Origin of the sequence: Paraburkholderia sp. GAS334, from assembly GCF_050436625.1 — a bacterium.
Lineage (GTDB): Bacteria > Pseudomonadota > Gammaproteobacteria > Burkholderiales > Burkholderiaceae > Paraburkholderia.
Map to the genome: position 1 here is coordinate 92,582 of NZ_JBNDMO010000014.1, position 23,773 is coordinate 116,354.

Consider the following 23,773-nt stretch of genomic DNA (forward strand, 5'->3'; position numbering starts at 1 on the left):
TTTTGCGCGTGTCGCGTCTATCCCGCGGCCGGCGCAGCAGCCGCGCCGGCCCGGATGATATCGATGCGATCTGTACAAATTATGTCAACGCCCCATTCAGTCAGTTCGCTCGCGCGCAGCGGTCCGTTGACCGTATAGGCGAGCACGCGCAGACCAGCGGCGTGAATATCCGCAACCAGTCGCGCGTTCAGGTGCCGATGGTCGGCATGCAGCGATACGCATTCGAGTTCACGAACGATGTGTAGCCAGTCTTTGGGCACCGCTTCGAACAACATGCCGCGCGGCAGTTCGGGCACGGCATCGCGCGCGGCGGCAAGCGCTTCGATAGAAAACGACGACAGCAAGGGCTGTGTCTGCGTACGCCAGAGATCCAGTGCGGCGCGCGCGACAAGATGTCCCGTTTCCACTTCCCGGCCTGGGCACGGTTTGATTTCTATATTAGCGGCGAGGGTGTCGCGCGCACAACGCTCGGCCGCTTCGGCAAGCGTGGGAAGGCGAACACCCGAAAATTGCGGATTGAACCACGCGCCCGCGTCGAGTTGTGCAAGTTCCTGCCAGGTGCGGTCGACGGCCGGACCGAAGCCGTTCGTGGTGCGCTCCAGCGTATCGTCGTGGAGCAGATAGATTTCGTCGTCGGCAGACAGCTTTGCGTCGAACTCGACCATGCGATAACCGTAGCGCACGCATGCGTCGAACCCGGCAAGCGTGTTTTCAGGCGCCAGCGTGCCACCACAGCGATGGGCAACCAGCGGCGGATATGGCCAGCTCGAAGAACCAGCGCGATCGTTCGAATTTCCCAAGTCTCTCTACCTTCGTCTACCTTCGCCTACATTCGATCCACCAGCCGCGCCGGCACTCAGACATGCGACATGTTCCGGGTTCGGAGCAAGGCTAGGAGCAATTACACGAATTTGCAAGCTGACAAAAAAATGCAATATTGGTCGGGTAAAACCGGTTGATAATCGAGCGCGCGGATGCCCGCTCACCTTTCCAGACGCGCTTTAAACGTCGTGGCTGAAGGCGTCTGGACAGATTCTATTGCCGGGGAACAGAATGTGGCAGGAAGACCGACATCAGCGCATTCGCGCACTGCTCTCGACGCTGCAACGGGTATCGACCGAACGCATCATGGCCGATCTCGGTGTCTCGCGGGAGACTGTGCGGCGCGATCTGCTCGATCTCGAAGCGCTCGGCGAGCTAAGGCGCGTGCACGGCGGCGCGATCAAGCCTGCGGACGAAGCACCGATCGCCGAACGCGCCCAGACGCACGTCAAGTCGAAGACGGCTATCGCGCGGGCGGCCACGGGCATCATCAGCAGCGGGCAGACGCTCTTTATCGATGCCGGCACAACCACCGCGCTCCTCGCCGAGGAACTGGCCAAGCTCGCCAATCTTACGATCATTACCAATTCGATCGATGTCGCGCTCAAACTGCGCGGCGCGACTGAGTCAGGCGAAAGTGCGAATGAAGTCATCCTGCTAGGTGGCACGCTTAGCGAGCGCGCGCTGGCAACCATCGGCGGCACGACGATCGCGGAGATCCAGCGATACCGCGCCGATGTTGCATTGCTGTCGCCCGTAGGCATCGACCATCGCAGTGGCGCAACCAACTTCGATCATGCAGAAACGGAAGTGGCGCGCGCGATGGTCGGCAACGCGGACCGCGTGGTAATTCTCGCGGACTACAGCAAGATCGGGCAGCGCAGCCGCATCGCGTATTGCCCCGTCAACCGTATCGATCTCTTGATCACGAATCGCAAGGCCGCCGAGGCGGCGGGGTTTTCCGCGCTGAAAAAGAAGCTGGAGCAGGTGATGCTGGCGTAGGCGCCCGACTCGCGCGGCCTCACTCGGCGGCAACGTGGATCGCATCGAGCGTGCGCTTGCGAAGTCTTGTATCGTGCAACGCGCCGGCTGCATCCAGCACCGGATACGCCGTCGAACAGAACAGCGAGTTCAGGCGTTTCATGTCGCTGATCATGTCCAGATGCAGCGCGCTGGTCTCGATGCTGCGCACCGTCTGGCCCGAAAGACGGTCGAGATGCTTATAGGAATAGGCACGTTCAAGATCGCGAAAACGCTCCTTCTCTGACAACAGCAACTCCGCGCAGCGCAAGTCGCTGTTCAGGAACACAGACAGTCCGAGTTGCAGGTTGCTGACAAGCCGCCCATGCAGGTCTTCCAGTTCGCCCAGCCCTTCCTCAGAAAACGCAAGACGGTGCGAGATTTTCTTCTCTTCGATATCCGCGACGATCCGCTCAATGATGTCGCCGGCGTGCTCCAGATTGATCGTCAGCGAAATGATGTCGGTCCAGCGGCGGCTGTCGGTCTCGTCGAGCTGCTCGCGTGAGATGCGCGACAGGTAGTCCTTGACGGCTGCGTAGAGAAAATCGACGTCGTCGTCCATGCGTGCGGTGTCGCGCGCCTTCTGCAAGTCGTTGCGATGGATGAGATCGGCGACATTGTCGAGCATCGTGCGGACGATATCGCCGATACGCAGCACTTCGCGGGCCGCGTTTGCCAGCGCGAGCGTCGGTGTGGGCAGCGCTGCAGGATCAAGGTGAAGCGCACGCAGTTCGCCGTTCGGATCGGGCCGGTCTGGCAACACGCGGCAACAGAAGCGCGCGACTGGATCGATCAACGGCACGCAGGCCAGACAGCGCAGCGTGTTGTAGATCAGGTGAAACCCGACCACAGCTTCGCGCGGCAAGCTGATCAACATAGGCAAACCGGCTGCGAGCGCCGAAGTGAACGGCAGGATCAGTAGCGCGCCAGCCAGCTTGAACGCGAGGCTGCCAAGCGCGAGCCGGCGCGCGGCAGCATTCTGTGCAATCGTGCCCGTGAGCGCAAGAAGCCCGCTTCCGAGGTTCGCGCCGATCACGAGACACAGCGCCACCTTCAGCGAAATGACGCCCGACGATGCCAGCGTCGCAGTCAGCAACACCGCCGCGAGGCTCGAGTATGAAATCATCGCGAAGGCTGCGCCGACGAGCGCGTCGAGCAGCGTATCGCCGGTGAGCGCGCCGAACATGACCCGCACGCCGGCGCCATGCATCATCGGCTGCACGGCTTCGACAATCAGATGAAGCGCGAGCAGGATGAGACCGAGACCGATCGCGGTGCGGCCGATCTGGCCGGCGCGCGTCTGCTTGCGCGTGAGGAAAAGCGGCACGCCGACGAGGACGAGAATGGGGGATAACCACGAGAGATCGAGCGTTAGGATCCGCGCCATCAACGCAGTGCCGACATCGGCGCCGAGCATGATCGCGAGACCGCTGGTCAGCGGCAGCAGCCCTTGAGCCGCAAAGGACGTCACGATGACGGCCGTTGCATTGCTGCTCTGCACGAGGCTCGTAACCGCGACGCCGGCCCCGAACGCCCTGAACCGGCCGTTAGTGCTGCGGCCAAGCACGCGCCGCAGGTCCGCGCCCAGCACCCGCAGGATGCCCGTGCGCACGATGTGCGAGCCCCAGACCAGCAACGCCACACCCGACAACAGGTTAAGAAGAATCAGCATAAGGCAGTACGATGCTCAGGCAGTGCGACGCGAGAACGGCTCCGGTCATGAGCCCTGCCTCCCGCGCAAGCGCGCCGGGCGCAGCGCTCATAGCTGCTAGTGTTGCACAATTTTGCCTTTTTGCGATTTTGTGTATTTAAAACCACGCCCTGCCCACTCTATCGACGGCCACGGTCGAGGCAGTGATCGAAGCTGCTGTTCGCATTCTGGAAACGGGAGGCTTCGAGGGCTACACGTGAAGCAGCACACGATGTGCTGGCGATCGCCTCGCCTCGCCGCTTGCGCACGCCAAAGACACGGACCGCTAATGAGGCATCATGGCGATTCATCGCCGCAAGTCCGGCGCAACAGACAGACATCGCAATGAACCCGGAACACCTGGAACTTCTCGTCACCCGCGTGATGCCCTATGGCAAATACAAAGGCCGGCTGATCGCGGATCTGCCCGGCCCTTACCTCAACTGGTATGCGAACAAAGGGTTTCCGCGGGGCGAGATTGGCCAGTTGCTGGCGCTAATGCAGGAAATCGATCACAACGGCCTTTCTTCGCTGCTGGAGCCGTTGCGCCGGCGTCACGCGAGCGGCCGTGAATCGCGCGGTGGCTGATGGGGACCTGGCACGCCAGCGTATGGACGTCAGGCAAAGTATTCCGCTTCATACAGCAGCTTTCCGGCCGCGTCTTTGGGCGCAAGCACCGGATCGAACTCGATCGGCCAGTCGATATTGATTTCCGGATCGCACCACAGGAGGCTGCGTTCGTGTTCGGGAAACCACACGTCCGTCGTCTTGTAGACGAACTCCGCCGTCTCCGATAACACAACAAAGCCATGTGCAAACCCGGGCGGCACCCACATCTGCCGACGGTTTTCCGCACTGAGATGCGCACCCGTCCATTTTCCGAAGGTCGGTGAACTGAGGCGAATATCCACCGCCACGTCGAATACTTCGCCAGCGATCACGCGGACGAGTTTTCCCTGCGGATGCTGGATCTGATAATGCAAACCGCGCAGCACGCCGCGTGCCGAGCGCGAATGATTGTCCTGCACGAACTCGACGCCACTGGCGACGTTCTCCGCAAAGTCGCTGGCGTTAAAGCTCTCGAAGAAAAATCCACGCGCATCACCGAACACATTCGGCTCGATCACCTTGACTTCGGCAAGCGCAGTGGGGATCACCTTGATAGCCATGCCGACCCCTCCGTTCAAAGGTACTGGATTAACATTCCGCTGAGATTCCTCATATCGCGCGCAATACGTGATGCGTTCCGTTCGCTTGAGCACTTTCGCCGCGCCGTTACGCACTTTTCGCGTAATGGGTTTCCACCCATTTGCGGTAATCGCCCGACGCTACCTCGCCGACCCAGTGCGGGTGATCGAGATACCACTGCACCGTCTTCGCGAGGCCGCTTGCAAACGTCTCGGCTGGCCTCCAGCCGATTTCGCGTTCCAGCTTGCGCGCGTCGATTGCATAGCGCCGGTCGTGACCCGGCCTGTCCGGCACCCATGCGATCTGGTCCTTGTAAGAGCCGACGCGTTTTGGCCTGAGCTCGTCGAGCAGATCGCACAGCGTACGCACGACCTCGATGTTCGTTACTTCGTTCCATCCACCAATGTTGTACGTTTCGCCCGGATGCCCCTTCGACAGAATCGCTCGAATCGAGCTGCAATGGTCGCCGACGTAGAGCCAGTCGCGGACGTTCTTCCCGTCACCGTAGACGGGCAGCGGATCGCCAGCCAGCGCCCGCGTGATCATCAGCGGGACCAGCTTTTCCGGGAACTGGAACGGTCCGTAGTTGTTGGAACAATGGGTCGTGAGCGTGGGGAGTCCATAGGTGTGGTGCCACGCACGCACCAGATGATCCGAGCTGGCCTTTGAGGCCGAATAAGGACTATTGGGCGCATACAGGGACCGCTCCGAAAACGGCGCGTCGCCGGCGTCGAGCGAGCCGAAAACTTCATCCGTCGATACATGCAAAAAGCGGAACGTGCTCTTTTCGCCGTCCGGCAACGTGCTCCAGTAGTGGCGCGCCGCTTCGAGCAAGGTGAACGTGCCCATCATATTGGTCTGCACAAAGTCTGCGGGTCCGTGAATCGACCTGTCCACGTGGCTTTCTGCCGCGAAATGCAGGATTGCGCGTGGCTGGTATTCGGCGAGCAGTACATCCATCGTCTCCCGATCGCAGATGTCGGCACGCACGAAGATATGGCTGAGATCACCATGTAACGACCTGAGCGTGCCGAGGTTGCCGGCATACGTGAGCTTGTCGACATTAACGACAGCTTCGTCCACGCCGTCCAGCCAGCCGATTACAAAGTTTGCGCCGATGAAGCCGGCTCCGCCCGTCACGAGAATCATGAAATTCCCCCTAAGCCTGTGGTGAGCCTCAAAAGAATGGCCAAAGAATCCAGTCGGCCCGCTCCGGCACCCGGGTCCGGCGAGACAGCAGACCATTTCGCATCCTTCGTTCTGAATCGCCCGCTGAAAAGCGTGTACGCAACCGCACAGAACGATGTTGCCCCGCTACCTAGCATCAACTCCAATTTTCCGACTTAAGGAGGACATGATTTCCACAATGGAATTCTTACGGGTGGCACGTCCCTGTGCGGAAGCGTCACAACCGCCTGGTCCGACGTTTCCGCTTTCTGCTTCCTGATCCCTTGAACGCATACTTCAAGCTGCCAGCTCACTTCGGGGCCTGCCGTGGCAATATCGACAGAAAAACTTGAATTTGAAGAACAAACCCGATCCTCCGGGCCACTAAGCGACGAGCAGCTGCGAATCCTGAATGAACAGGGATTTGTCACGTTGCCCTCAATCGCGCCCGCAGCCGACGTTGCAAAGATCGACGCGACGATCAAGGATCTGCTCGCGCGCAAAGTCGGGTTCAAGGAAGGCGCGCGTCGCGATCTCGTCGACCCGGACGACGGACCTGGTTCCGACAAGCTGACCGAGCTGGTCTGGCCTCACAATTACGCGCCCTCGCTGCATAAGAGCGATTACTTCAAGGCAGCGCTGGCGATCGCACGTCAGGTGCTTGGCCCTGATGCAACCTTCGCTTTCGATCACGCCATCTTCAAGCCGCCGCATCACGGCGCCGAAACGCCGTGGCATCAGGACGAGGCCTATCAAACCGATCTCGACCGCGGCCGCCAGCAGGTCGCCATCTGGATGCCCACCAGTGAAGTCACCCCGGCAAACGGATGCATGCGCTACATTCCGCGCTCTCATATGATCGGCGTCCTCGCGCATCAGCCGCTTAACCGCGACGAGCGCATTCATGGACTCCAGTGCATCGGCGCTTTCAATCCGGCAGACGCTGTCCATTGCTCGATGCCCGCCGGCGGCGCTGTCATTCACGCCGGAAGAACCCTCCACTCGGCCGGCCCCAATCTGACCGCGCACCCGAGGCTCGCCTACATTCTCGTATTCGCCGGCCCGCCGCGTCGTGAAGGCGCACCCCGTGACTTCGAATGGCACAACCGGCGGCAGGAGACCTCGGCCCGCCGGCGTCGGCAGTGGCTGCGCCGCGGCGGTGCGGTCATCGAGTTCGTACGACATGCGCGACGTTACCGGTACTACGATCCCGTGACGCTGATACGAAGGGTCGCCCGCGTTCTGCGGCGCTCTGACTAAACGCCCTGATCAAACCCGAGCGGCGTGAGCGCCGGGCCCGACGGCCTTTCTGCCACCCGGCTGGCGTTCCAGCACGGCCTGCAACTGTCGCGCGGTAAGTTCCCAGCGAAACGCCGCGGCATGCCTGTAGCCGCGCGCGCGCCAGACGTCACGCAACGCGGCGTCCCCCATCATGTCCTCGATCTTGCTGGCGATGTCTTCGACTGAGCGCGCGTCGCAATACATCGCGGCATCTCCGCACACTTCAGGCAGCGCCGCTTCACGCGACGCAATAACCGGGCACCCGCAATACATCGCCTCCAGCGGCGGCAGCCCGAAACCCTCGTAAAGCGACGGGAAAACGAAGCACGCCGCGTTTTTGTACAGAGATTTCAATTCGCTATCCGTAACAAATCCTGCGGCGACGATATTCGGAGAGACGTCACACCCTGCTTTCGCTTTCGAATTGAAAACCCGTAGATCGCACCCACCCACAACAACGAATTTCCAGTCGTGCCTCGCGCCCAGACGCTCGATAGCCGCGAGAACGCGCGCAAGATTCTTGCCCACCGAAAGATTGCCGACGACCAGCACGTAGCCGTCGCTTCGCACATCCAGTCGCGTCAGGATCGAGGTATCGGGCTCGATCCTGTCGAAGTGATCCACACCATTGCGGATCACCGAAATGCGCGAACCGTCGACACCCAGACGCGTCATGATTCTCTGCTTTGAAAACTCCGACACGGTCACGATATGCGTTACCGTCTGCTTCAGGATAAAAAACGCAACGCGATACCAAAGCCTGAATTTCCACGAATAGTTTTCCGGCAGATCGTAGACCGCGACGTCATGCATCAGCACGAGTTGACGGCGCGCCAGTAGCGGGCCGATGTTGCAGAGACTCAGCAGCATCCGGCCGCCCGTCGCGAATGGGAGTGCCAGTTGCTCCCATAGCGGTCCCGTGAGCCAGCGGAACACGGTTCTCGATCTGGGCAGCACGACATCGGCGTGCGCATCGGCGGGAAGCAGCGTCGGCAGATCCGTGTCGTCCGGATACAGCCGCTGAAATGCGACAGCCAGTTCGTAGCCAACGCGCTGCACACCCGTTATCCGCTGTGACGCAAACTTGCCATTAATGGCAAACCTGAGCGTGCTCTGCGGCATGTTCCGGTCATGCGACATCTCTCCAGCCGTCACTGGCACCGCGCCGTCGACGATCGCGTCCACAGGACCGGCTTCCGGCCGGTTCAGAAACTGGCTCATCAGGTAACGCTCCCGTCCATGACATCACGTGTGGCAAGATCACCGTACGTTCTCGTCGAGCGGCGTAGAAGCCGCGTGTCGTACGTGTAAACGTGATGTCATTAGGCTATCGCGCCCGGAACCCAATCAGTACGGTTTCACACACATCCTCACGCGGGTCGTCACAGGCTGCGCGCCCCAGCTGCCTTTGCGGTCAGCGACAATAAAAGAAGGCCGCCTTAAAGTTCGGTTCCGCACTGAGCGGGGCGCCCGCTCACCCTACTTTGAGACGATGCTGCTGTCGAAGAGGGCGCGTGCCGGCTTCCGTCCCCGATCCACGCTGCGAAAATTCCATGACTCGAGCGCACGAAAGGCGCCGGAGATGCCAATGTACGCAAAAGTCGTCTCGATGCTTTTCTACATGTTCTTTACCTGTGTGATTTTCAATCCACAGGTTTCTGGCGTCACGATCTACCTGTATGTCCTGATCCCGTTTCTCGACCCGGGATTCAGCGCGTTTCTCCTTGCCACGTCTCGCCGATGGGGCGTCCCGGTTGTCATCGCCGTCGCGGTCTGTCTGCTCAGCTTGCCGATGGCCGCGGCCAAGGTCGTGTCCGTCGCGATCTGTATCGGCTACCTCATGTACACGTTTTCACGGCGTATCGAATATCTGCACGTGTGGATGGCGATCAATATCGTCTTCGCGCTTGCGCAATTCGTTCTCTACTACGTTGATTACGATCTTGCCGTCCAGTTGGGGCCTGACCAGGTTTCATCCATGCTGTGGGGCGATTCGGCGACCCAGACCAACACTAATTTCTACGAAATTCTCTACTTCGCACGCGTCAGCGGCTTCTCACGCGAAGCGGGATTTTTTGCGTCGCTGCTGGTCGCGTCGTTCATGATCTATCTGATGGAGCGGCGGCCCATCAACCGGGCAATGGTCGTGTTGTACGGCATCGGGCTCGTCATCAGCTTTTCCAAGGCGTCGATGGTGCTGCTCGTGTTCGCGATCCTGTACGGCTTTCGCCGCCAGCTACGGGCGATCCATCCGCTGGTTTCGTTGGTGTTGTTCACCGGCGCTTCCATGGCGGTCGCGCTTTACATGAGCCAGCATAATTTCTTCGGATCCGAGACGTTTGCGAGCCGGCTATCGGGATACCCGTTCCTGTTCGACGCGCGGTTCTCAGACATCCTGAAAGGTGTCACAGCACGTCAGCTCAACGCCGAATATGGGTACCTGTCCTACATTTCCATGAGTCAGGCGCTTTACGAAATCAACGATGTCACCTTCACAAGCGTCCCAGGGATGATCACCGATATGGGCCTTGTCGGCGGTCTGCTGCTGCTTGGCGTACTGGCATTCACGGCCAGCGACGGCTTTGTTATCCTGCTGTTCCTGCTCCTCACGGCAACGGTCAGCCTGATCATGGTGACGTCGTTCGTGCCCCTCGCCTGGCTGATCTGTTACTGGCCGCGATTCGAGGCATTTCGTGCCGCCACGGCGCAACGCGCGTTCGTGCTCAACCAGCGAAGAGCGGTCGTACGGAGTAGACGATTGAGCAACGCGCGCGGCCGCCCGGCGGCTACGTGACGCCATCATGCGTCGGGACATGACCCGGTTCTGCCGTCCGGAAAACGCGGAGCAAACCAGAGGGCGTATGCGCGCGACCTGGCCTCGCCCGCATGGTTTCAATACGCCTGCGCGACGCCTTCGCACACTGCTGTGCGCCTCCCTGCTGTTCACTGCTTCGATCCCGTGCATCGCGCAGACCTCCATTCGAGTGGGCGATCCTGCCGGATCGCTGATCGTTTCAGGCGGCGGGAAAAAATCGGTCACATTGCTTGTCGCGCCGTCGGCCGATGCGGGCACGGGAACGTTGACCGTGCGCGTTTTGCCCTATGACCAGAACGGCAGGATCGCGGACGTTCCGCTCGCCTCGTATCAACGTCAGATCAGCGATATGTCGCGTGAGAACACGATCAGCATTCCCGTGGCGATCGACCGTCCGGGCCTCGCGCGGATCGACTCAACGCTGACCACCGCCGACGGAGCGACGCGTGGACACATGGCAGTCGATGTTGCCGTCGTGCAGGAGCGCAAGACGATCGGCCCCCCCGACTTTGGCGTCGTCACGCACTTTGCGCAGAACCAGGGATCGCCCGCGGTGGTGCTTCCGCTCGTGCGGCAAGCCGGCTTTTCGTGGATCCGCGACGAACTCTACTGGGATGCAATCGAGAAGACGCCTGGGGAGTTTCGCTTTCCCAAACAGTTCGACACCTACATTTCCGCGTGCGCGAAACTCGGTATCTCACCGCTCGCCGTCCTGAGTTACGGCAATAAAGGTGCTTACCCGGCGTTGTTCTCCAGTTCCCTCTTTCCTGAGTCGCCGGAAGCGCGCGCGCGATTTGTCCGCTACGTCGACGCGGTCGTCGAGCGATACGGCAAGACTGTGAAGTCCTGGGAAGTGTGGAACGAACCGGACTTCAACAAGGTCGGCTACACGCAGTATCTGGATCTTCTGAAGGACACGTACCGGACCATCAAGCAACGCAGCCCCGACTCGACAGTTATTTCGTGCGGCGGCGGAGGCGCAGGCGGCGGCCCAGGAGCGGACTGTATGGTGGCCCTCATCAAGAACGGTGGGTTGAACGACCAGGACGGCTTCAGCGTTCATCCGTATATGCCGCCCAATACGCCCGAGAAGGGATACAAGGCGGTCGGCGCGCCCATCGACGCGGTCAGCATCCCGACAACGTGGCCGTACCTGAAACAGTTTGCCGCCGATCATGTGAAGGCGGACGGACGGCAACTTCAGGTATGGGTGACGGAACTGGGCTGGCCCGTCAATCCGAAGGTGCCGGGGCAGGATGAAGCGACGGAGGCGGCCAATCTGGCGCGCAGTTACCTGCTGTCCCGGCGCTATGCCACCGTTCGCGTTCTATTCTGGTACGACTTCATCGACGACGGCCCGGACCCGAACAACCCCGAGCACAACTTTGGAATCCTGCGGCACGATCTTTCGCCGAAGCCTGCGTTCGTTGCAGCTTCCGTGTTGAGCAGCACGCTGGGTAATCGCTCGTGGAGCAAAACGCTCGTCGACACGGATGACACCAAGGCATATCAGTACGGCACCGATAGCCCGGTGATCGCCGGCTGGACGATCGGTCCGGACGAACGGATCGCGAGCATCAGCGTGCCTGCGGGTAACTATATCCAGCGCGACTGGCAAGGCATCGAGACGCGCACGACGATCACTTCGCAGCCTTTCAGCTGGCGAGTGGGGCCACTTCCCCGCTATCTGGTTCCCGCGCGATCGCCGCAGTGAAACGGCAGCGGCGACGGCGGAACACGACGCGACGCGGGTGGTCATCAAGGTGCGGGACGCGCGGGAACACTTCGTCCCACGCGGGCTCACAGCAGGACGATTACGTTCACACCGGATTGGCAGCGACGAAGTTCTTGAAGGATGCGTAGCACGCCTTGCGTGTCGTGCCGTCGGCGGCCAGCAAACCGTACGTATCGGTGCCCGTATCGAACAGCTGATACATCATGACGGACTGCAGGTTGTAGGTGCTCCGCATCGTGTAGTACTCGTTCAGCGTCGTGGTGACGTAGGTCGCCTGCGTCGCCGCGTCGTCCGACAGCTGATAGCCCCATTCGGTCAGCCAGATCGGCAGGCTGAACGAATCCCTCAGGATCTGCAACACGTCGGTGAGACCCTGGGAACCGGCGCGACGGATGTCGCCCGAGCTTTCGTACCAGTGGAACATTGTGACGTCCCAACGCAGGGGCGTCGCGCCGGATTGACCGGTCGACGTGCCATTCGGCTGCACGCCATTCCACAGCATCTGCAATGCCTCATAGGCGAGCGGCACACCCACGTTGACGCCGCATTGAATGGTCGGATCAACTGATTTGACGCCGTCGATCAAACCTCGAAGCACGCCACGGAATGCCGGCCAGATCGCCGGATCGTAATCGGTCGCGAGGTTACCTCCGCCGTGGATCAGGCCATTTGAATCGAGTTCGTTGCCGCATTCGATGTATTTGACGAGACCCTTCAGCGGCGTAGCGATCGATACCGCGAGCTGGTGGCCGAGGTTGTACGCATCGGATTCCGAGGCGTGCTGGTTATACGTGTTCCACACGTTGATACAGGGCAGGATCGAGATGCCCGTGCCTGCAAAGGCGCCCTTCAGTGCGTTGGCGACGGTCTGCGCCATGCCGGCATCGGCCACGTCGGCGCGATAGTTGGTCACGCCCAGATCCTGGAGGATCGCGACCTGCTGCGCGGGCGATATGGTCTGATAGGCCGTGGAAGTCCACGCCATGTGGCCGTTCATTCCGTAGAAGAGCTTGGTGGACGTCGCAGCCGCCGCGACAGTCGTCGGGTCCGGCGTAATCGCCCAGCCACCCTGCGAATAAACGCTCCAGGTGTTGGACGCGTCCTGCGCATAGACCACGTGATTCAGGTACACGAGCCATGTCGGGCGGATGTTGCAGCCGGTATTGACGCCGTTACGCAGCACGACTGCGTCGCCTCCGATCGTCCACTGGTTTTGCGCGCTGTCGACAATGCTCGTCGCTGGCGGTAGCCGCGTGCCGTTCGCCGATTCTGCGGCGGCGCTTTGTCCGCGCACACCCGGGGCGGCGGCAGAGTTGCTACCCGCGCCGTCGGAGCCGCCACCGCCGCCGCAGGCGGAAAGCGCCACGCTACCCGCACCGGCCAGCAGGCCGGCGAGAAATTTGCGCCGCGGAACGCGGGACCCGCTCACGGTGTGAACCGGTTCCGTCATTGCCGAAATGGAAGAAACGATGCCGTTATTCTGATCCCTGCGTTTGACCTGATTCATTTGTCCGAGTTTTAGTTTCGTCAAAGCGATGCAGTATAGCGGTATCTTTTTGCTGATTTTTAAGTGCTGCAGGCAAAACTTTCCAATAAGCAAGAAACGCCCTGGTTCGTCAGAGGATTGAGGAAAACGGGTTTCGCAGAATATTTGCAGATTTGCCAAACGTTTATGCGGCAAATCGAACAAAATCAGTCATTTGAGACGGAAAAACGAACCGACGGCGGGAGCATGTCCAGATCTGAACGGGGTCGGAAGGAGGAAATTTTTCTCCTTTCCAGGAGGCATCGCATGAGGATACGAAAGCGCGAATGGGTATAAAAATTACAATAACAATTGCATTTATATTATGAATTACCGCATACCCTGATCAATACAACATATATTCGGTAAATTGTTTAATTATCATATAAATAAACAGGTATGCCTTACCTGACATAATGCACCACGCGGGTGCTTTTCGCGATCGCGTGGCGGCCACCGCATCACCCGACTCCTGAGTCGCCGGTTAATAAGCGCCGTCGCGGCGCAACACGACACCAACCGTCTTGAACAGGATCGCGATGTCATACCAGAGCGACCAGTTCTTCACGTACCACGCGTCAAGAAACACACGCCTCGCGTAGTCGGTGTCGTTGCGCCCGCTCACCTGCCATAGACCCGTCATGCCCGGTTTAGCGAGCAGATAATAGGCAGCCTCGTCGCCGTATCGCTCGATTTCCTTTTCGATGACCGGACGCGGCCCGACGAGACTCATGTCGCCTTTCAATACGTTCCAGAGCTGCGGCAGTTCGTCGAGACTGGTCTTGCGCAGCAACGCGCCGATCGATGTGACGCGGATATCGTTTTTCAGCTTGAAGTCCTTCTCCCACTCGGCACGTGCGACAGGGTCGCGTTCCAGCAACGACTTGAGCACCTTGTCGGCGTCCGGCACCATCGAGCGGAACTTGTAGCACTTGAACCGCCTGCCGTTCTGGCCAATTCGCGTATGACCAAAAAACGCGGAGCTGCCGTCCTGCGCCACGAGCGTCATCAGGATCGCGAAGAGCGGCAGCAACATCAGCATCAGGAACCCGCCAACAGCCAGATCGAAGGCCCGCTTCACCACAATGGCTGAAAAGCGCGCGAGATTGTTCTGCACGCGCAGCATCATGACTTCATGACCGAAGAAGTACGACATGTCAGTGCCGGACAGGGGCACACCACGCATCGACGCCATGACGGTGACGTCGCGAACACCATTCTGTGTAAGCCCACGAACCCAGGCGTCGCGCAGCGCGCGATGATCGTGTTCAAGCGCGATGACGACCTGCACGCCGGGCAACGACCTGAATGTGGCGGGTGTCACGCCGTGCACGACGGGCGCATCGGACACCGCGATGTCTTTCGTGTTCACTTCGGGCGCGACATAGGCCACCACGGCGACGCCCAGAAATGCCTGGCTCGTCAGCGCCTGCTTTGCCTCCATCGCGTTTTCACCGCAGCCTATGATCAATGTCGGCCGCTTCCAGAGACCCGCATAGTCAAGAGCACGCTTCATCAATGACCGGCACGCCGGCACGAGGACGAGCGCGCAACTCCAGATCAATGCCCACCATCCTCGCGAGAACAGGCCTTTTGTCAGCGTGGTGAGCGCCAGATGAATGACGGCCAGCACGATCAGCGTCCGGAAAATTTCCTGGAACTCACGCCACATCGGCTTGCGGCACGTGTAGTGTCGCAGCCCTCCCCAGAACCAGGCGGTTCCCGCCACCGCGAGCAGCAGGTAAATCAGCACCGGCTGGTTCGCGAACGTCGCCCGAAAATCGGATAGATCGGCAGACTCGAACGTACCGAGAAAATGGGTCGTGACGAGCAGTGCGAGCGTGTAGCCCAGCAAGTCGGCTGCAGCGAGCGAGAACTTGTTCGCAAGTACAGGGAAAGGACGTACGCCCAGTCTGGGTAATAGCGGATACCCAATGCTAATGGTGGAGTTCACTTGGCATGTCCTCGTATGAAGTGCCGCTGACTTTTTTATATGAGCCTGTAAAACCGTTGCATCGTCGTGTTCGTTCGGGCGGGAAGGCTCGCTCCGTCGTTCAGGTGTGCGCTAGACAGATTGCATATCGATCTCTTCAAGGGTGCTGGACGCAGGCACATGATGCGCAGGCTGCATAAGCGACAGCCGGATCTTCTGCCACACCGGCAACTGCTGTCGCCCTTCCGCCGCCTTAAGCACCGCCGCCATGAAGCCCGCGCGGAAAGCGGCCTTCGAAAACCGTTCCGCGTTGGCCCGACAGTGTTCAGGCAGGAAGCGCTGCGCACGTTCCTCGAAATGTCTGACGGCGGCCTGCACCGCCTCGACGGTCTGCTCTTCGAAAAAGACGCCGGTCGGCATGGGTCGCGATGCGTCGATGACGGTCTCGAGCGCGCCACCCTTGCCGAATGCAATTACCGGTGTGCCGCACGCCTGCGCTTCGACAACCGAGATGCCGAAATCTTCCTCGGCGGCAAATACGAATGCCTGCGCGCGCTGCAGATAGTCCTTCAACACAGCGAAGGGTTGATGTCCCATGATCTTCACGTTCGCGCCAGCTTTGGCTTGCACCTTCGCCATATCCGGGCCGTCGCCGATCACAACCAGTGTGCGATCCGGCATGCCGGCGAATGCTTCGACAAGCAGATCCATCTTCTTGTACGGCACCATGCGCGAGACCGTGACGTAGAACGATTCCTTCTCCGTGCACAGCTGGAACGCTTCGATGTCGACCGGCGGATAAACGACAGTTGCCTCGCGCCGGTACACGCGCTGAACCCGACGGGCAATGAAATCCGAATTGACGACAAACGCGTCAACGCCGTTCGATGTGCGTGTGTCCCACGTACGCAGGTAGTGCAGCACAGCGCGCGCAAGCGTGGCGCGCACGCCCTTTGTCAGACCCGCTTCCTTCAGGTACTGATGCTGAAGATCCCACGCATAGCGAATCGGCGAGTGCACATAACTCACATGCAACTGGTCGGGGCCCACGATCACACCTTTTGCCACGGCATGCGAGCTCGAGATGATCAGATCGTAGGCCGACAGATCGAACTGCTCGATCGCGAACGGGAATAACGGCAGATAACCGCGATACCGCTTTTTCGCAAATGGAAGCTTCTGCACCAGCGAAGTGGTTGCCGTCTTTCCCTTAAGAAAAGTGCGATCCGACAGGAAATCGACAAGGCAGAAGATGTCCGCATCAGGAAAGCATTCGACAATTTCCTCGAGCACTTTCTCGGACCCGCCGTAGGTAACAAGCCAGTCATGAACAAGTGCAACCTTCATCGAAAATCTCCCTGATCGGACAGATGCACCGCGGCTGGATATGATTGCCGTGCTGCGACATTAGTAACGATCCTAGGCGGGTGTTATCCCTGGTTCGGTTCGGATTCGCACAGAAGGCCGGCCGGGTGACGCGCGACCAGACACCTGTTGCACGGGGTTATGCGGGGACGGCAAACGCCTCTTCGCCGGGCCACGTCACCCGGTCGGAGAGAAGGCTCAGAAGGTACTTGCCGTAAGCATTTTTAGTGAGCGGTCCGGCGAGCATCTGCAATTGCTCCGCATCGATCCAGCCCTTGCGAAAAGCGATTTCCTCCGGGCACGCAACCATCATTCCCTGACGCTTCTGAAGCGTCGCAATGAAGCTTGCCGCGTCGATCAGCGAATCATGCGTGCCGGTATCGAACCAGGCATGGCCTCGCCCCATGATCTCGACGTGAAGCTGCTCGCGGTCCAGATAGCACGTGTTGACGTCGGTAATTTCCAGTTCGCCGCGTGCGGACGGACGGATATCGGCCGCGATATCGCAAACCTGTCTGTCGTAGAAGTAGAGACCCGTCACCGCATAATTCGAGCGTGGATTCGATGGCTTCTCTTCGATTGAAAGTGCCCTGAATCGCGGATCGAACTCGACAACGCCGTAGCGCTCCGGATCCTGCACGTGATACGCGAACACGGTCGCACCTTCGGCACGCTGGTTCGCGCGCTCCAGCAGCGCAGCCTGATCGTGGCCATAAAAAATGTTGTCGCCGAGAATCAGTGCGCTCGGGCTATGGCCCACGAACGAGCGGCCGATCACGAATGCCTGCGCAAGTCCGTCCGGCGAAGGTTGTGCCGCATACTGCAGGTTCATGCCCCAGCGGCTGCCGTCGCCGAACAGCGCAACAAAGCCGGGCAGGTCGCGCGGCGTCGAGATGATGAGCACGTCACGGATACCCGCCACCATCAGTGTCGAAAGCGGGTAGTAAACCATCGGCTTGTCATACACCGGCAGCAGCTGCTTTGAAACCGAATGAGTGATCGGATAGAGCCGGGTGCCGGAGCCTCCGGCCAGAATGATGCCTTTGCGCGTCATGATCGCCTCTTCGAAGGACGGTTTGTCTGCCTGGTGTTGTGTCTATGCTGCTGTGTCTGCCATTCGCACGCTCTAACCGCGTCGGCCCGACCCCTGTCAGGCGAGGCGCATCCCCGCCACGATTCCGCGTATCACGCTTTTGCGCCCGGCCGGCGTGAAACGCGGGCATTTCGCAAGCATGGCGATCAGCGAGTACCCCGCGGCAATCACGGAGTATGGAAAGCCCAGGTTCTTCCGGCTGAAATAGATGCGATTGCGGGTGCAATAGAAGAGGCTGAAAGGCGTCTCGTCACCACCCGTCGAAAAACTGACCTTGTGCCCTACCTGCGACACGGGAACATAAAGCAGATGAATGTCGGCGTGGTTCATTCGCCAGACAAAGTCGGTGTCGTCGTAATAGACAAAATATTTTTCGTCCATCATGCCGACGCGCTCGAACACACTTCGATCAAGCATCATGAAGCAGGTCGGCGCGTACTCGGAGAACAGTTCATCATCGAACTGCCCGGTATCTTCGTCGCCGTCACCGACATGCGCGGTGATTGCCTTCAGGCGGGAGATCGAACCGCCCGCGCACCAGATACGATTGGTGCCGTGGTACATGATCTTCGGGAATGTGGCCAGCGTCGTGCCGGCGGCAACGGGGGCAAGTAGTTTCGCGATCGTCATCGGGTCCCGAAACTCGACGTCGTTGTTAGCCAGCAGCACATAGTCGCAGCCGTCCGCCAGCGCCATTTTGATGCCCTGGTTATTGCCCCGGGCGACACCGACATTCGCGTTGTTAAACACGATCTGCGTATCGATGCCGGCCTGATCGGCCATCCGGCGCGACGTGATGCTGCCGCTTTCAGTTGCGCTGTTGTCGATCACATACAGCTTGAGATTGACGTGCTGCTGCACTCCAAGACTGGCGAAAAAATCTTCCAGCACACCATCGGACTGGTAAAGGACCGTCACGACGCCGATCAAGGGTCGCGCATACCCGGAATTGGCGTTCATATTCAGGCTCCCGTTCGTCACGCCGCTGCTTCCTGACTCGCCTGGTACAGTCCACGCGATTTCATTTCGACGATGCTCTGCTCGTAGTGATCCGGCTGCACTTCCTGCCCTTCTACCCATGCGGCGAAGCGCTCGATACCTTCGGCGAAACTCACCTTGGGTTCGAAGTCGAGCAGTTCGCGTGCCCGCGTGAGGTCCGCGTAGTTGTGCCGGATGTCGCCAAGGCGGAACGCGCCGGTCACCGCGATCGACACGTCACTTCGATACAGCGCCCGCAGTTTTCTTGCGACATCGATCACCGCCGTTCTCTGGCCCGAACCGATGCCGAAGACGCGATCGTCCGAATTCGCATTGAAGAGCGCCGCTTCTGTTGCATCGACAACGTCATCGATAAACACGAAATCGCGGCTTTCGAGTCCGTCTTCAAACACGCTGATGTCATTGCCGTTCTTGATACGTGTCGAGAAGATAGACAGGATGCCCGTGTAGGGATTGGACAGCGACTGCCCCGGACCGTAGACGTTCTGGTATCGCAATGCGCTGGCGCCGATACCGATCGAACGGCACACGGTCATCACCATCATTTCCTGATCGTATTTCGTAATGCCATATACCGACGATGGATGGATCTTCGAGTCTTCGTCCGTCGGCAGGCATTCCATCGGCTCACCGGACTGCGGACACAGATAGTCGAATCGTCCCGCGCGCAAGTCCTTTTCTTCACGCGCATCGGGATAGACGACGCCAAGCGCGGGAGATCGATACTTGCCCTCGCCGTAAATCGCGCGCGACGACGCGACGACCACCTTGCGAACCGTGTTGCTTTTGCTCTTCACAAGAATGTCGAGCATCAGCGCGGAACCGCCCACGTTGACATCCACGTAGCGGCTGACTTCATACATCGACTGACCTGTGCCTGTCTCCGCTGCGAGGTGGACGATCGCGTCCTGCCCCTCCATGGCACGCTCAAGCACAGCACGATCGGCGACCGAACCCTCGATAAAGCGGACCTTTGGGTCGAGCGAAAGGAATAGCGCCGACTTGTTATAGGGATCGTCTCCGTGAATCTGCGGAGAGAGATTGTCGAGCACGGTCACCGTCGCGTTAGCGGCCACCAGCTTTTTCGCAAGGTTCGAGCCAATGAAACCCGCACCTCCAGTGATGAGTACTTTCATGATTCGCACCGCTCCCAAGTTTGCGTTTGCCAGCTGTAGCGCTTGATTACCCTCGCCGGATTGCCAGCGACGACACAGTGATCGGGCACATCACGCGTGACGACGGAATGACTGCCCACCACCGAATGACGTCCAATCACGACATTCGGCAAAATCATCGAGCCGAAGCCGATAAAGCTGCCTGCGCCAATCACCACGCGGTTACCTTTCGTGCGGATACGCCGCCCGATGCGAACGGGGTCGTACACATCCTCATAGGGATGCTCGACATCGACGATTGCGCAGTTGCCGATGATGGTGACGTTGTCGTGGATCTCGATAGACGAGCCGCACACAATGTGAACGTTCTGCTCGATATTCACGTCGTTGCCGATCGTCAGCGAAGGCAGCCGATCCGGGTCGGTGACGATCAGTTCGATACGCGCGCCCTGCCTGATCAGCACGCGACTTCCGATCGAGGCATGGCGCACGTTCGAGAGCAGCATCGGCCGATAGATCGCCGTCTTCTCGCCGACCGAGGCGAATTCGTGCGCGTACCAGACGCGGGCCTTGATCCGGTACCAGGCAAGTTGCAGCAGATTCCATCGGTCAAGCCACTGCAGCCTGCCTATCCGTGTAAAGGTATCGGTGAGGACGCTCATACGCGCACCGTCGGAGTTCGGCCGATCATCTGCTTCGCGAAGGTGTACGAACGGCGCAGCGTGCGCGGCCAGTGCCGCATCGCATGCAATCCCGCCTGTTTCGAACTGATCCTGCCGAAGCGCATGCTGGTCGCGATGCAACGCTCGAATTCCGGGTAGTGGCCGGTTTCCAGATACATGATTGCCGAGCCGAGATAGAGGCGGGCCCGTCCGCGATCCACGACGCCCTTGTCCATGCCGAGCTCTTCAGCCATGCGGTACGTCTTCATCATATCGCTGATATTGGTCTCGTGTCGCGCCGGATTCTTGATGACCGTCGACGTAAATCCTTGAGGATTGACGCGGTAAAGCCCCATTTCCTCATCGAGATAGCGGGCGCGCGTCCCATAGAAGGACTGCATCAGGTTCGCGACATCGGCGACCGCCTTGAGATCCAGATTGACCGGATAGCGCCTGCGTAACTCGCCGCGAAACATCGCGGAGCTGGTAAAAAAGAACGGACCGCGTTCGATCAGGTACTCGGCGTCGAAAACCGCTGGTTTCGCCCTGGGCAACGGGAAATCTACGGGCTCTTCCGTCTTTGAATTGATAGTGCGCATCTTGTGCACGACCATGCCGAAGTCCCGCTGGGTTTCGAGGAAATCGAGCTGTCGCGCGAGTTTTCCCGGCAGCATCATGTCGTCGCCGTCGATGCACGCGATGTATTCACCTGATGTTTCGGCAATCACATCTGCAAAGTTGCGCGAGTAGCCCACGTTACTTTCGTGCCGCACCAGTTTGATGATCCCCGGATAGCGGGCACAAAACGACTCGATCACCTCGACAGAGCCATCTTTCGATCCGTCGTCGCCGATTACCACCTCGAACGGCACGTCGACCTTCTGGGTCAGAACACTCTGCAGACACGCGCCGATATAGTCTTCCTGGTTGTAACAGAGGACTACTATGGACAGAACCGGATTCGTCACGTGTGGTACGGAATTCGAAGCCATGTCTAGCTCTCAGTTGAAGACAAGTCGCCCCGCAAAATCGCGGGCCTTGCGTTGTGCGATGGGCGAAACCGCGACCGTCGCGGTTACCATGGCGAGCCACATGAAAAAGAGGAAGAAGAACAACACGATCCGTGGCGGATCCGACAGGTCGACGAAGTGAAAGGCATAGGCGACCAGCGCGGCAGCCGCGACCCGTGCGGCCATTCCCTTGTACCAGCTCAGATTGATACCCGGCAGGAACTGCCGGTGCACGATGCCAACCCAGACAAGCAGCTGAAAGAGGTTCATCGCGAGCCATGCGTAGGCAACGCCACGCGCACCGCCGTGGAACGCCCCATACAGAATTGCGGGCACCAGCATGACGAGGAATATCAGGTTTCCCTTGATATGCAGCGACAGATTTCCCTTTGCGTACTGCAGGAGAAACGACAGGCCCGCAATCGCCGAACAGGCGTTGCCGATCGCATAGCACTGCAGGATGCGCCATGCCTCCGGGGTCGACGGCGCAGACAGCGACCATAGCCGCAGGACAAGTTCAGGCACGGCCGCAAAAATGACGGCGACTGGAATCACGGCGATCATCGTGATCTCGCTCGCAAGGAAATAGCTCACGATCGCGCGCTCGCCATCGCCGATGCTATCGGCAGTAAAGCGTGGAATGAACGACTGCTGGATCGGATTGGCCAGCAGCAGGATGCCACCCGCCAGCAACGTCGCCATGCTGAACACGCCAAACGCGGGCAGCGTCAGCATCTTTGACAGAATCACCTTGTCGATCTGCGTCGTCGTCGCCCATACGAGCGCCGAGAATGCAATCGACAGCGAAAGTTTCGCGCGTGACATCAGGAGCGCGCGGGAGAACGTCGAGACCAGCATCGGGGCGTGGATGACGCGCCCCAGCAGGAGCCGCATCGTGAGCCCTTCGCCCACGATCGCGCCGAGCTGCCACAGGAAGAAGACCTCGACCCGCGGCCATATCATGATCACGGGCACGACCAGCACGGCCCGAACGATCGCGAAGGTCACGACGACGACGTTCAATGTCGCCTGCCGGTCGATGCCGACGAGCCCGCCTCTGTAGAGCGAAGACAGCCAGCGTGCCGAGACGGTCAGCACCATCAGCATGAATGCGATCTGTATCTCGCGATCGGGCAGCGCCTTCGCCTTGAGCCAGTCCTGCGCAAAGAACGGCGCCGCGAACAGGGACAGTACGATGAGCAGCACGCACATGCCGGCGACAAACTTTTCCAGCGACTGCAACAGCACCCGCACTTCTGCTCTCGCTGCATCGTCGCGCATCCGGGCGAGCTCACGGCACAGCGTTGGCGAGAGGCCCAGATCCAGCACCTGGACCCACGCAAGCAGCACCGCATTCAGCGCAATCAGCCCATACGCCTCGACGCCAAGATGGCGCACATACACCGGCACCATGACCATACCGAGCGCGACGGTGACAGTTTGCCCTGCGTAGTTGGCGAGTAAGCTGCGTTTTAGCATCGTCGTGGGTATGGAGGCTGAAAGTTTCGGGCCGCGCTGGCATAAATAAATCGACGGACCGCCGTGAAGCTGCTGCAAAGCAGCATTCCAATCAATTGCTAGGCGTTTTTCGTGCTGCTGCAGCTCACTACCCAACTTGTCGTCGTACCTGACGCCACCTTTCCGGCACGCCCTGTTCCGCGCGCCGCCTGCCAGTCGCACAGGGCCACTCAGGCATTCGTCATACGGAACAGGTCTGCCGATTTTCGACGTACAGCGGTCCTGCGGGTGCACTGCGGCACGACGTGTTGCAATGCATCCATCAGGATCACTGTAGTCGGCACTAAACATGAGCAATGTACGGAGCCGAACACACACCCCGCCCAGAAAGCGCTGCGTTCGCGGTATCCTTGCCGTCGAGACCGGCGAAACGGGATAGGGAACGGCCACTTTCACCTGACCGCTCCCGTCGAAAGTGGGCTGACGGGCGTCCGCACCACGGGAGCGCCCGCCCTCCAATTCGCCGAATAGAACCGCGCGCTGACTACTGTTCGGCGAATCGCGAGACAACGCATTGCGTCAGACTCCAGATGCAGGCCTGTCCCCGCTTCCGAACCGTGACTTCTTGCGAAAACCATGTACCTGTTGATCACCTTTGCCATCCTCGAAGTCATCGCTGTCGTCGTCGTCGCGTCGCTGTGCATCGCTGCGCGCCGCGCCGATGAAAGGACGGAGCGCGCTCTGACCCCTGACGAAATCAGCGCAAGGCGAGATGCCGCCGATGTACCGCGACTTGCAACACTGGCCTCCGCGCGCGGGCGCGCGATCGGCCGGTGGTTCAACGCACTGGTGCGCGACAGCCGGCACGACGGCAGCAGAAGCTGATTCCATCCGC

General features: G+C 59.8%; 19 protein-coding genes and 1 pseudogene. 6 read left to right on the top strand and 14 right to left on the bottom strand.

The window, feature by feature from the left end:
- Positions 1-17: 17 nt before the first annotated feature.
- Positions 18-800: a glycerophosphodiester phosphodiesterase gene (gene ugpQ, locus P3T21_RS23955; protein ID WP_429258436.1), complete on the bottom strand. Its 783-nt coding sequence runs from the start codon at positions 798-800 to the stop codon at positions 18-20.
- Between the two features lie 253 nt (positions 801-1,053).
- On the opposite strand from ugpQ, the gene P3T21_RS23960 reads away from it, so the two are divergent.
- The gene (locus P3T21_RS23960) at positions 1,054-1,824 is read left to right on the top strand and encodes a DeoR/GlpR family DNA-binding transcription regulator (RefSeq protein WP_429258437.1); all 771 of its coding nucleotides are present in this window, start codon (positions 1,054-1,056) and stop codon (positions 1,822-1,824) included.
- A 19-nt stretch (positions 1,825-1,843) separates the two neighbouring features.
- Here P3T21_RS23960 and P3T21_RS23965 read toward each other — a convergent pair whose 3' ends face one another.
- Positions 1,844-3,514, bottom strand: coding sequence for a Na/Pi cotransporter family protein (locus tag P3T21_RS23965; RefSeq protein ID WP_429258438.1), 1,671 nt, complete (start codon positions 3,512-3,514; stop codon positions 1,844-1,846).
- A gap of 363 nt (positions 3,515-3,877) precedes the next feature.
- Here P3T21_RS23965 and P3T21_RS23970 point away from each other — a divergent pair, with 363 nt between their 5' ends.
- A complete protein-coding gene (locus tag P3T21_RS23970; RefSeq protein ID WP_429258439.1) occupies positions 3,878-4,120 on the top strand; it encodes a DUF3820 family protein in 243 nt (80 codons plus the stop codon).
- A 29-nt stretch (positions 4,121-4,149) separates the two neighbouring features.
- Here P3T21_RS23970 and rfbC read toward each other — a convergent pair whose 3' ends face one another.
- Both rfbC and rfbB read right to left on the bottom strand, forming a co-directional pair.
- The gene (gene rfbC, locus P3T21_RS23975) at positions 4,150-4,701 is read right to left on the bottom strand and encodes a dTDP-4-dehydrorhamnose 3,5-epimerase (protein ID WP_429258440.1); all 552 of its coding nucleotides are present in this window, start codon (positions 4,699-4,701) and stop codon (positions 4,150-4,152) included.
- Positions 4,702-4,807: 106 nt separating this feature from the next.
- The gene (gene rfbB, locus P3T21_RS23980; protein ID WP_429258441.1) at positions 4,808-5,869 is read right to left on the bottom strand and encodes a dTDP-glucose 4,6-dehydratase; all 1,062 of its coding nucleotides are present in this window, start codon (positions 5,867-5,869) and stop codon (positions 4,808-4,810) included.
- A 345-nt stretch (positions 5,870-6,214) separates the two neighbouring features.
- On the opposite strand from rfbB, the gene P3T21_RS23985 reads away from it, so the two are divergent.
- Positions 6,215-7,147 (top strand): phytanoyl-CoA dioxygenase family protein, encoded by a 933-nt coding sequence (locus P3T21_RS23985; RefSeq protein ID WP_429258442.1) that lies wholly within the window; start codon positions 6,215-6,217, stop codon positions 7,145-7,147.
- Between the two features lie 9 nt (positions 7,148-7,156).
- Here the strand turns inward: P3T21_RS23985 and P3T21_RS23990 are convergent, their stop codons facing one another.
- Positions 7,157-8,389: a glycosyltransferase family 4 protein gene (locus tag P3T21_RS23990; RefSeq protein WP_429258443.1), complete on the bottom strand. Its 1,233-nt coding sequence runs from the start codon at positions 8,387-8,389 to the stop codon at positions 7,157-7,159.
- 367 nt (positions 8,390-8,756) lie between these two features.
- Here P3T21_RS23990 and P3T21_RS23995 point away from each other — a divergent pair, with 367 nt between their 5' ends.
- The gene (locus P3T21_RS23995) at positions 8,757-9,962 is read left to right on the top strand and encodes a hypothetical protein (RefSeq protein ID WP_429258444.1); all 1,206 of its coding nucleotides are present in this window, start codon (positions 8,757-8,759) and stop codon (positions 9,960-9,962) included.
- Positions 9,963-10,029: 67 nt separating this feature from the next.
- Positions 10,030-11,697, top strand: a complete 1,668-nt coding sequence (locus tag P3T21_RS24000) for a beta-glucosidase (protein ID WP_429258445.1) — start codon at positions 10,030-10,032, stop codon at positions 11,695-11,697.
- A 106-nt stretch (positions 11,698-11,803) separates the two neighbouring features.
- On the opposite strand, the gene P3T21_RS24005 is transcribed toward P3T21_RS24000, so the two are convergent.
- The 9 genes and pseudogenes from P3T21_RS24005 to P3T21_RS24045 form a co-directional block, all read right to left on the bottom strand.
- Positions 11,804-13,225, bottom strand: a complete 1,422-nt coding sequence (locus tag P3T21_RS24005) for a glycosyl hydrolase (RefSeq protein WP_429258446.1) — start codon at positions 13,223-13,225, stop codon at positions 11,804-11,806.
- A 502-nt stretch (positions 13,226-13,727) separates the two neighbouring features.
- Positions 13,728-15,197 (bottom strand): undecaprenyl-phosphate galactose phosphotransferase WbaP, encoded by a 1,470-nt coding sequence (wbaP, locus tag P3T21_RS24010; RefSeq protein ID WP_429258447.1) that lies wholly within the window; start codon positions 15,195-15,197, stop codon positions 13,728-13,730.
- A gap of 144 nt (positions 15,198-15,341) precedes the next feature.
- A pseudogene (locus P3T21_RS24015) lies at positions 15,342-16,526 on the bottom strand (glycosyltransferase family 4 protein); the annotation flags it as partial.
- Between the two features lie 154 nt (positions 16,527-16,680).
- Complete coding sequence (gene rfbA / locus P3T21_RS24020; RefSeq protein WP_429258448.1) at positions 16,681-17,595, bottom strand: glucose-1-phosphate thymidylyltransferase RfbA; 915 nt, start codon at positions 17,593-17,595, stop codon at positions 16,681-16,683.
- A 96-nt stretch (positions 17,596-17,691) separates the two neighbouring features.
- Positions 17,692-18,594 (bottom strand): glycosyltransferase family 2 protein, encoded by a 903-nt coding sequence (locus P3T21_RS24025; protein ID WP_429258449.1) that lies wholly within the window; start codon positions 18,592-18,594, stop codon positions 17,692-17,694.
- Positions 18,595-18,611: 17 nt separating this feature from the next.
- Entirely contained in the window at positions 18,612-19,769 is a 1,158-nt protein-coding gene (locus P3T21_RS24030; RefSeq protein WP_429258450.1) for an NAD-dependent epimerase/dehydratase family protein, read from the bottom strand.
- Positions 19,766-20,410, bottom strand: a complete 645-nt coding sequence (locus P3T21_RS24035; RefSeq protein WP_429258451.1) for an acyltransferase — start codon at positions 20,408-20,410, stop codon at positions 19,766-19,768. Before P3T21_RS24035 ends, P3T21_RS24030 begins: the two co-directional genes overlap by 4 nt.
- Positions 20,407-21,402 carry a glycosyltransferase family 2 protein gene (locus P3T21_RS24040; protein ID WP_429258452.1) on the bottom strand — a complete coding sequence of 332 codons (996 nt, stop codon included), beginning with the start codon at positions 21,400-21,402 and terminating at the stop codon, positions 20,407-20,409. Before P3T21_RS24040 ends, P3T21_RS24035 begins: the two co-directional genes overlap by 4 nt.
- 9 nt (positions 21,403-21,411) lie before the next feature.
- The gene (locus P3T21_RS24045) at positions 21,412-22,899 is read right to left on the bottom strand and encodes a lipopolysaccharide biosynthesis protein (RefSeq protein ID WP_429258453.1); all 1,488 of its coding nucleotides are present in this window, start codon (positions 22,897-22,899) and stop codon (positions 21,412-21,414) included.
- Between the two features lie 615 nt (positions 22,900-23,514).
- Here P3T21_RS24045 and P3T21_RS24050 point away from each other — a divergent pair.
- Positions 23,515-23,763: a hypothetical protein gene (locus P3T21_RS24050; protein WP_429258454.1), complete on the top strand. Its 249-nt coding sequence runs from the start codon at positions 23,515-23,517 to the stop codon at positions 23,761-23,763.
- The last annotated feature ends 10 nt before the right edge of the window (positions 23,764-23,773 follow it).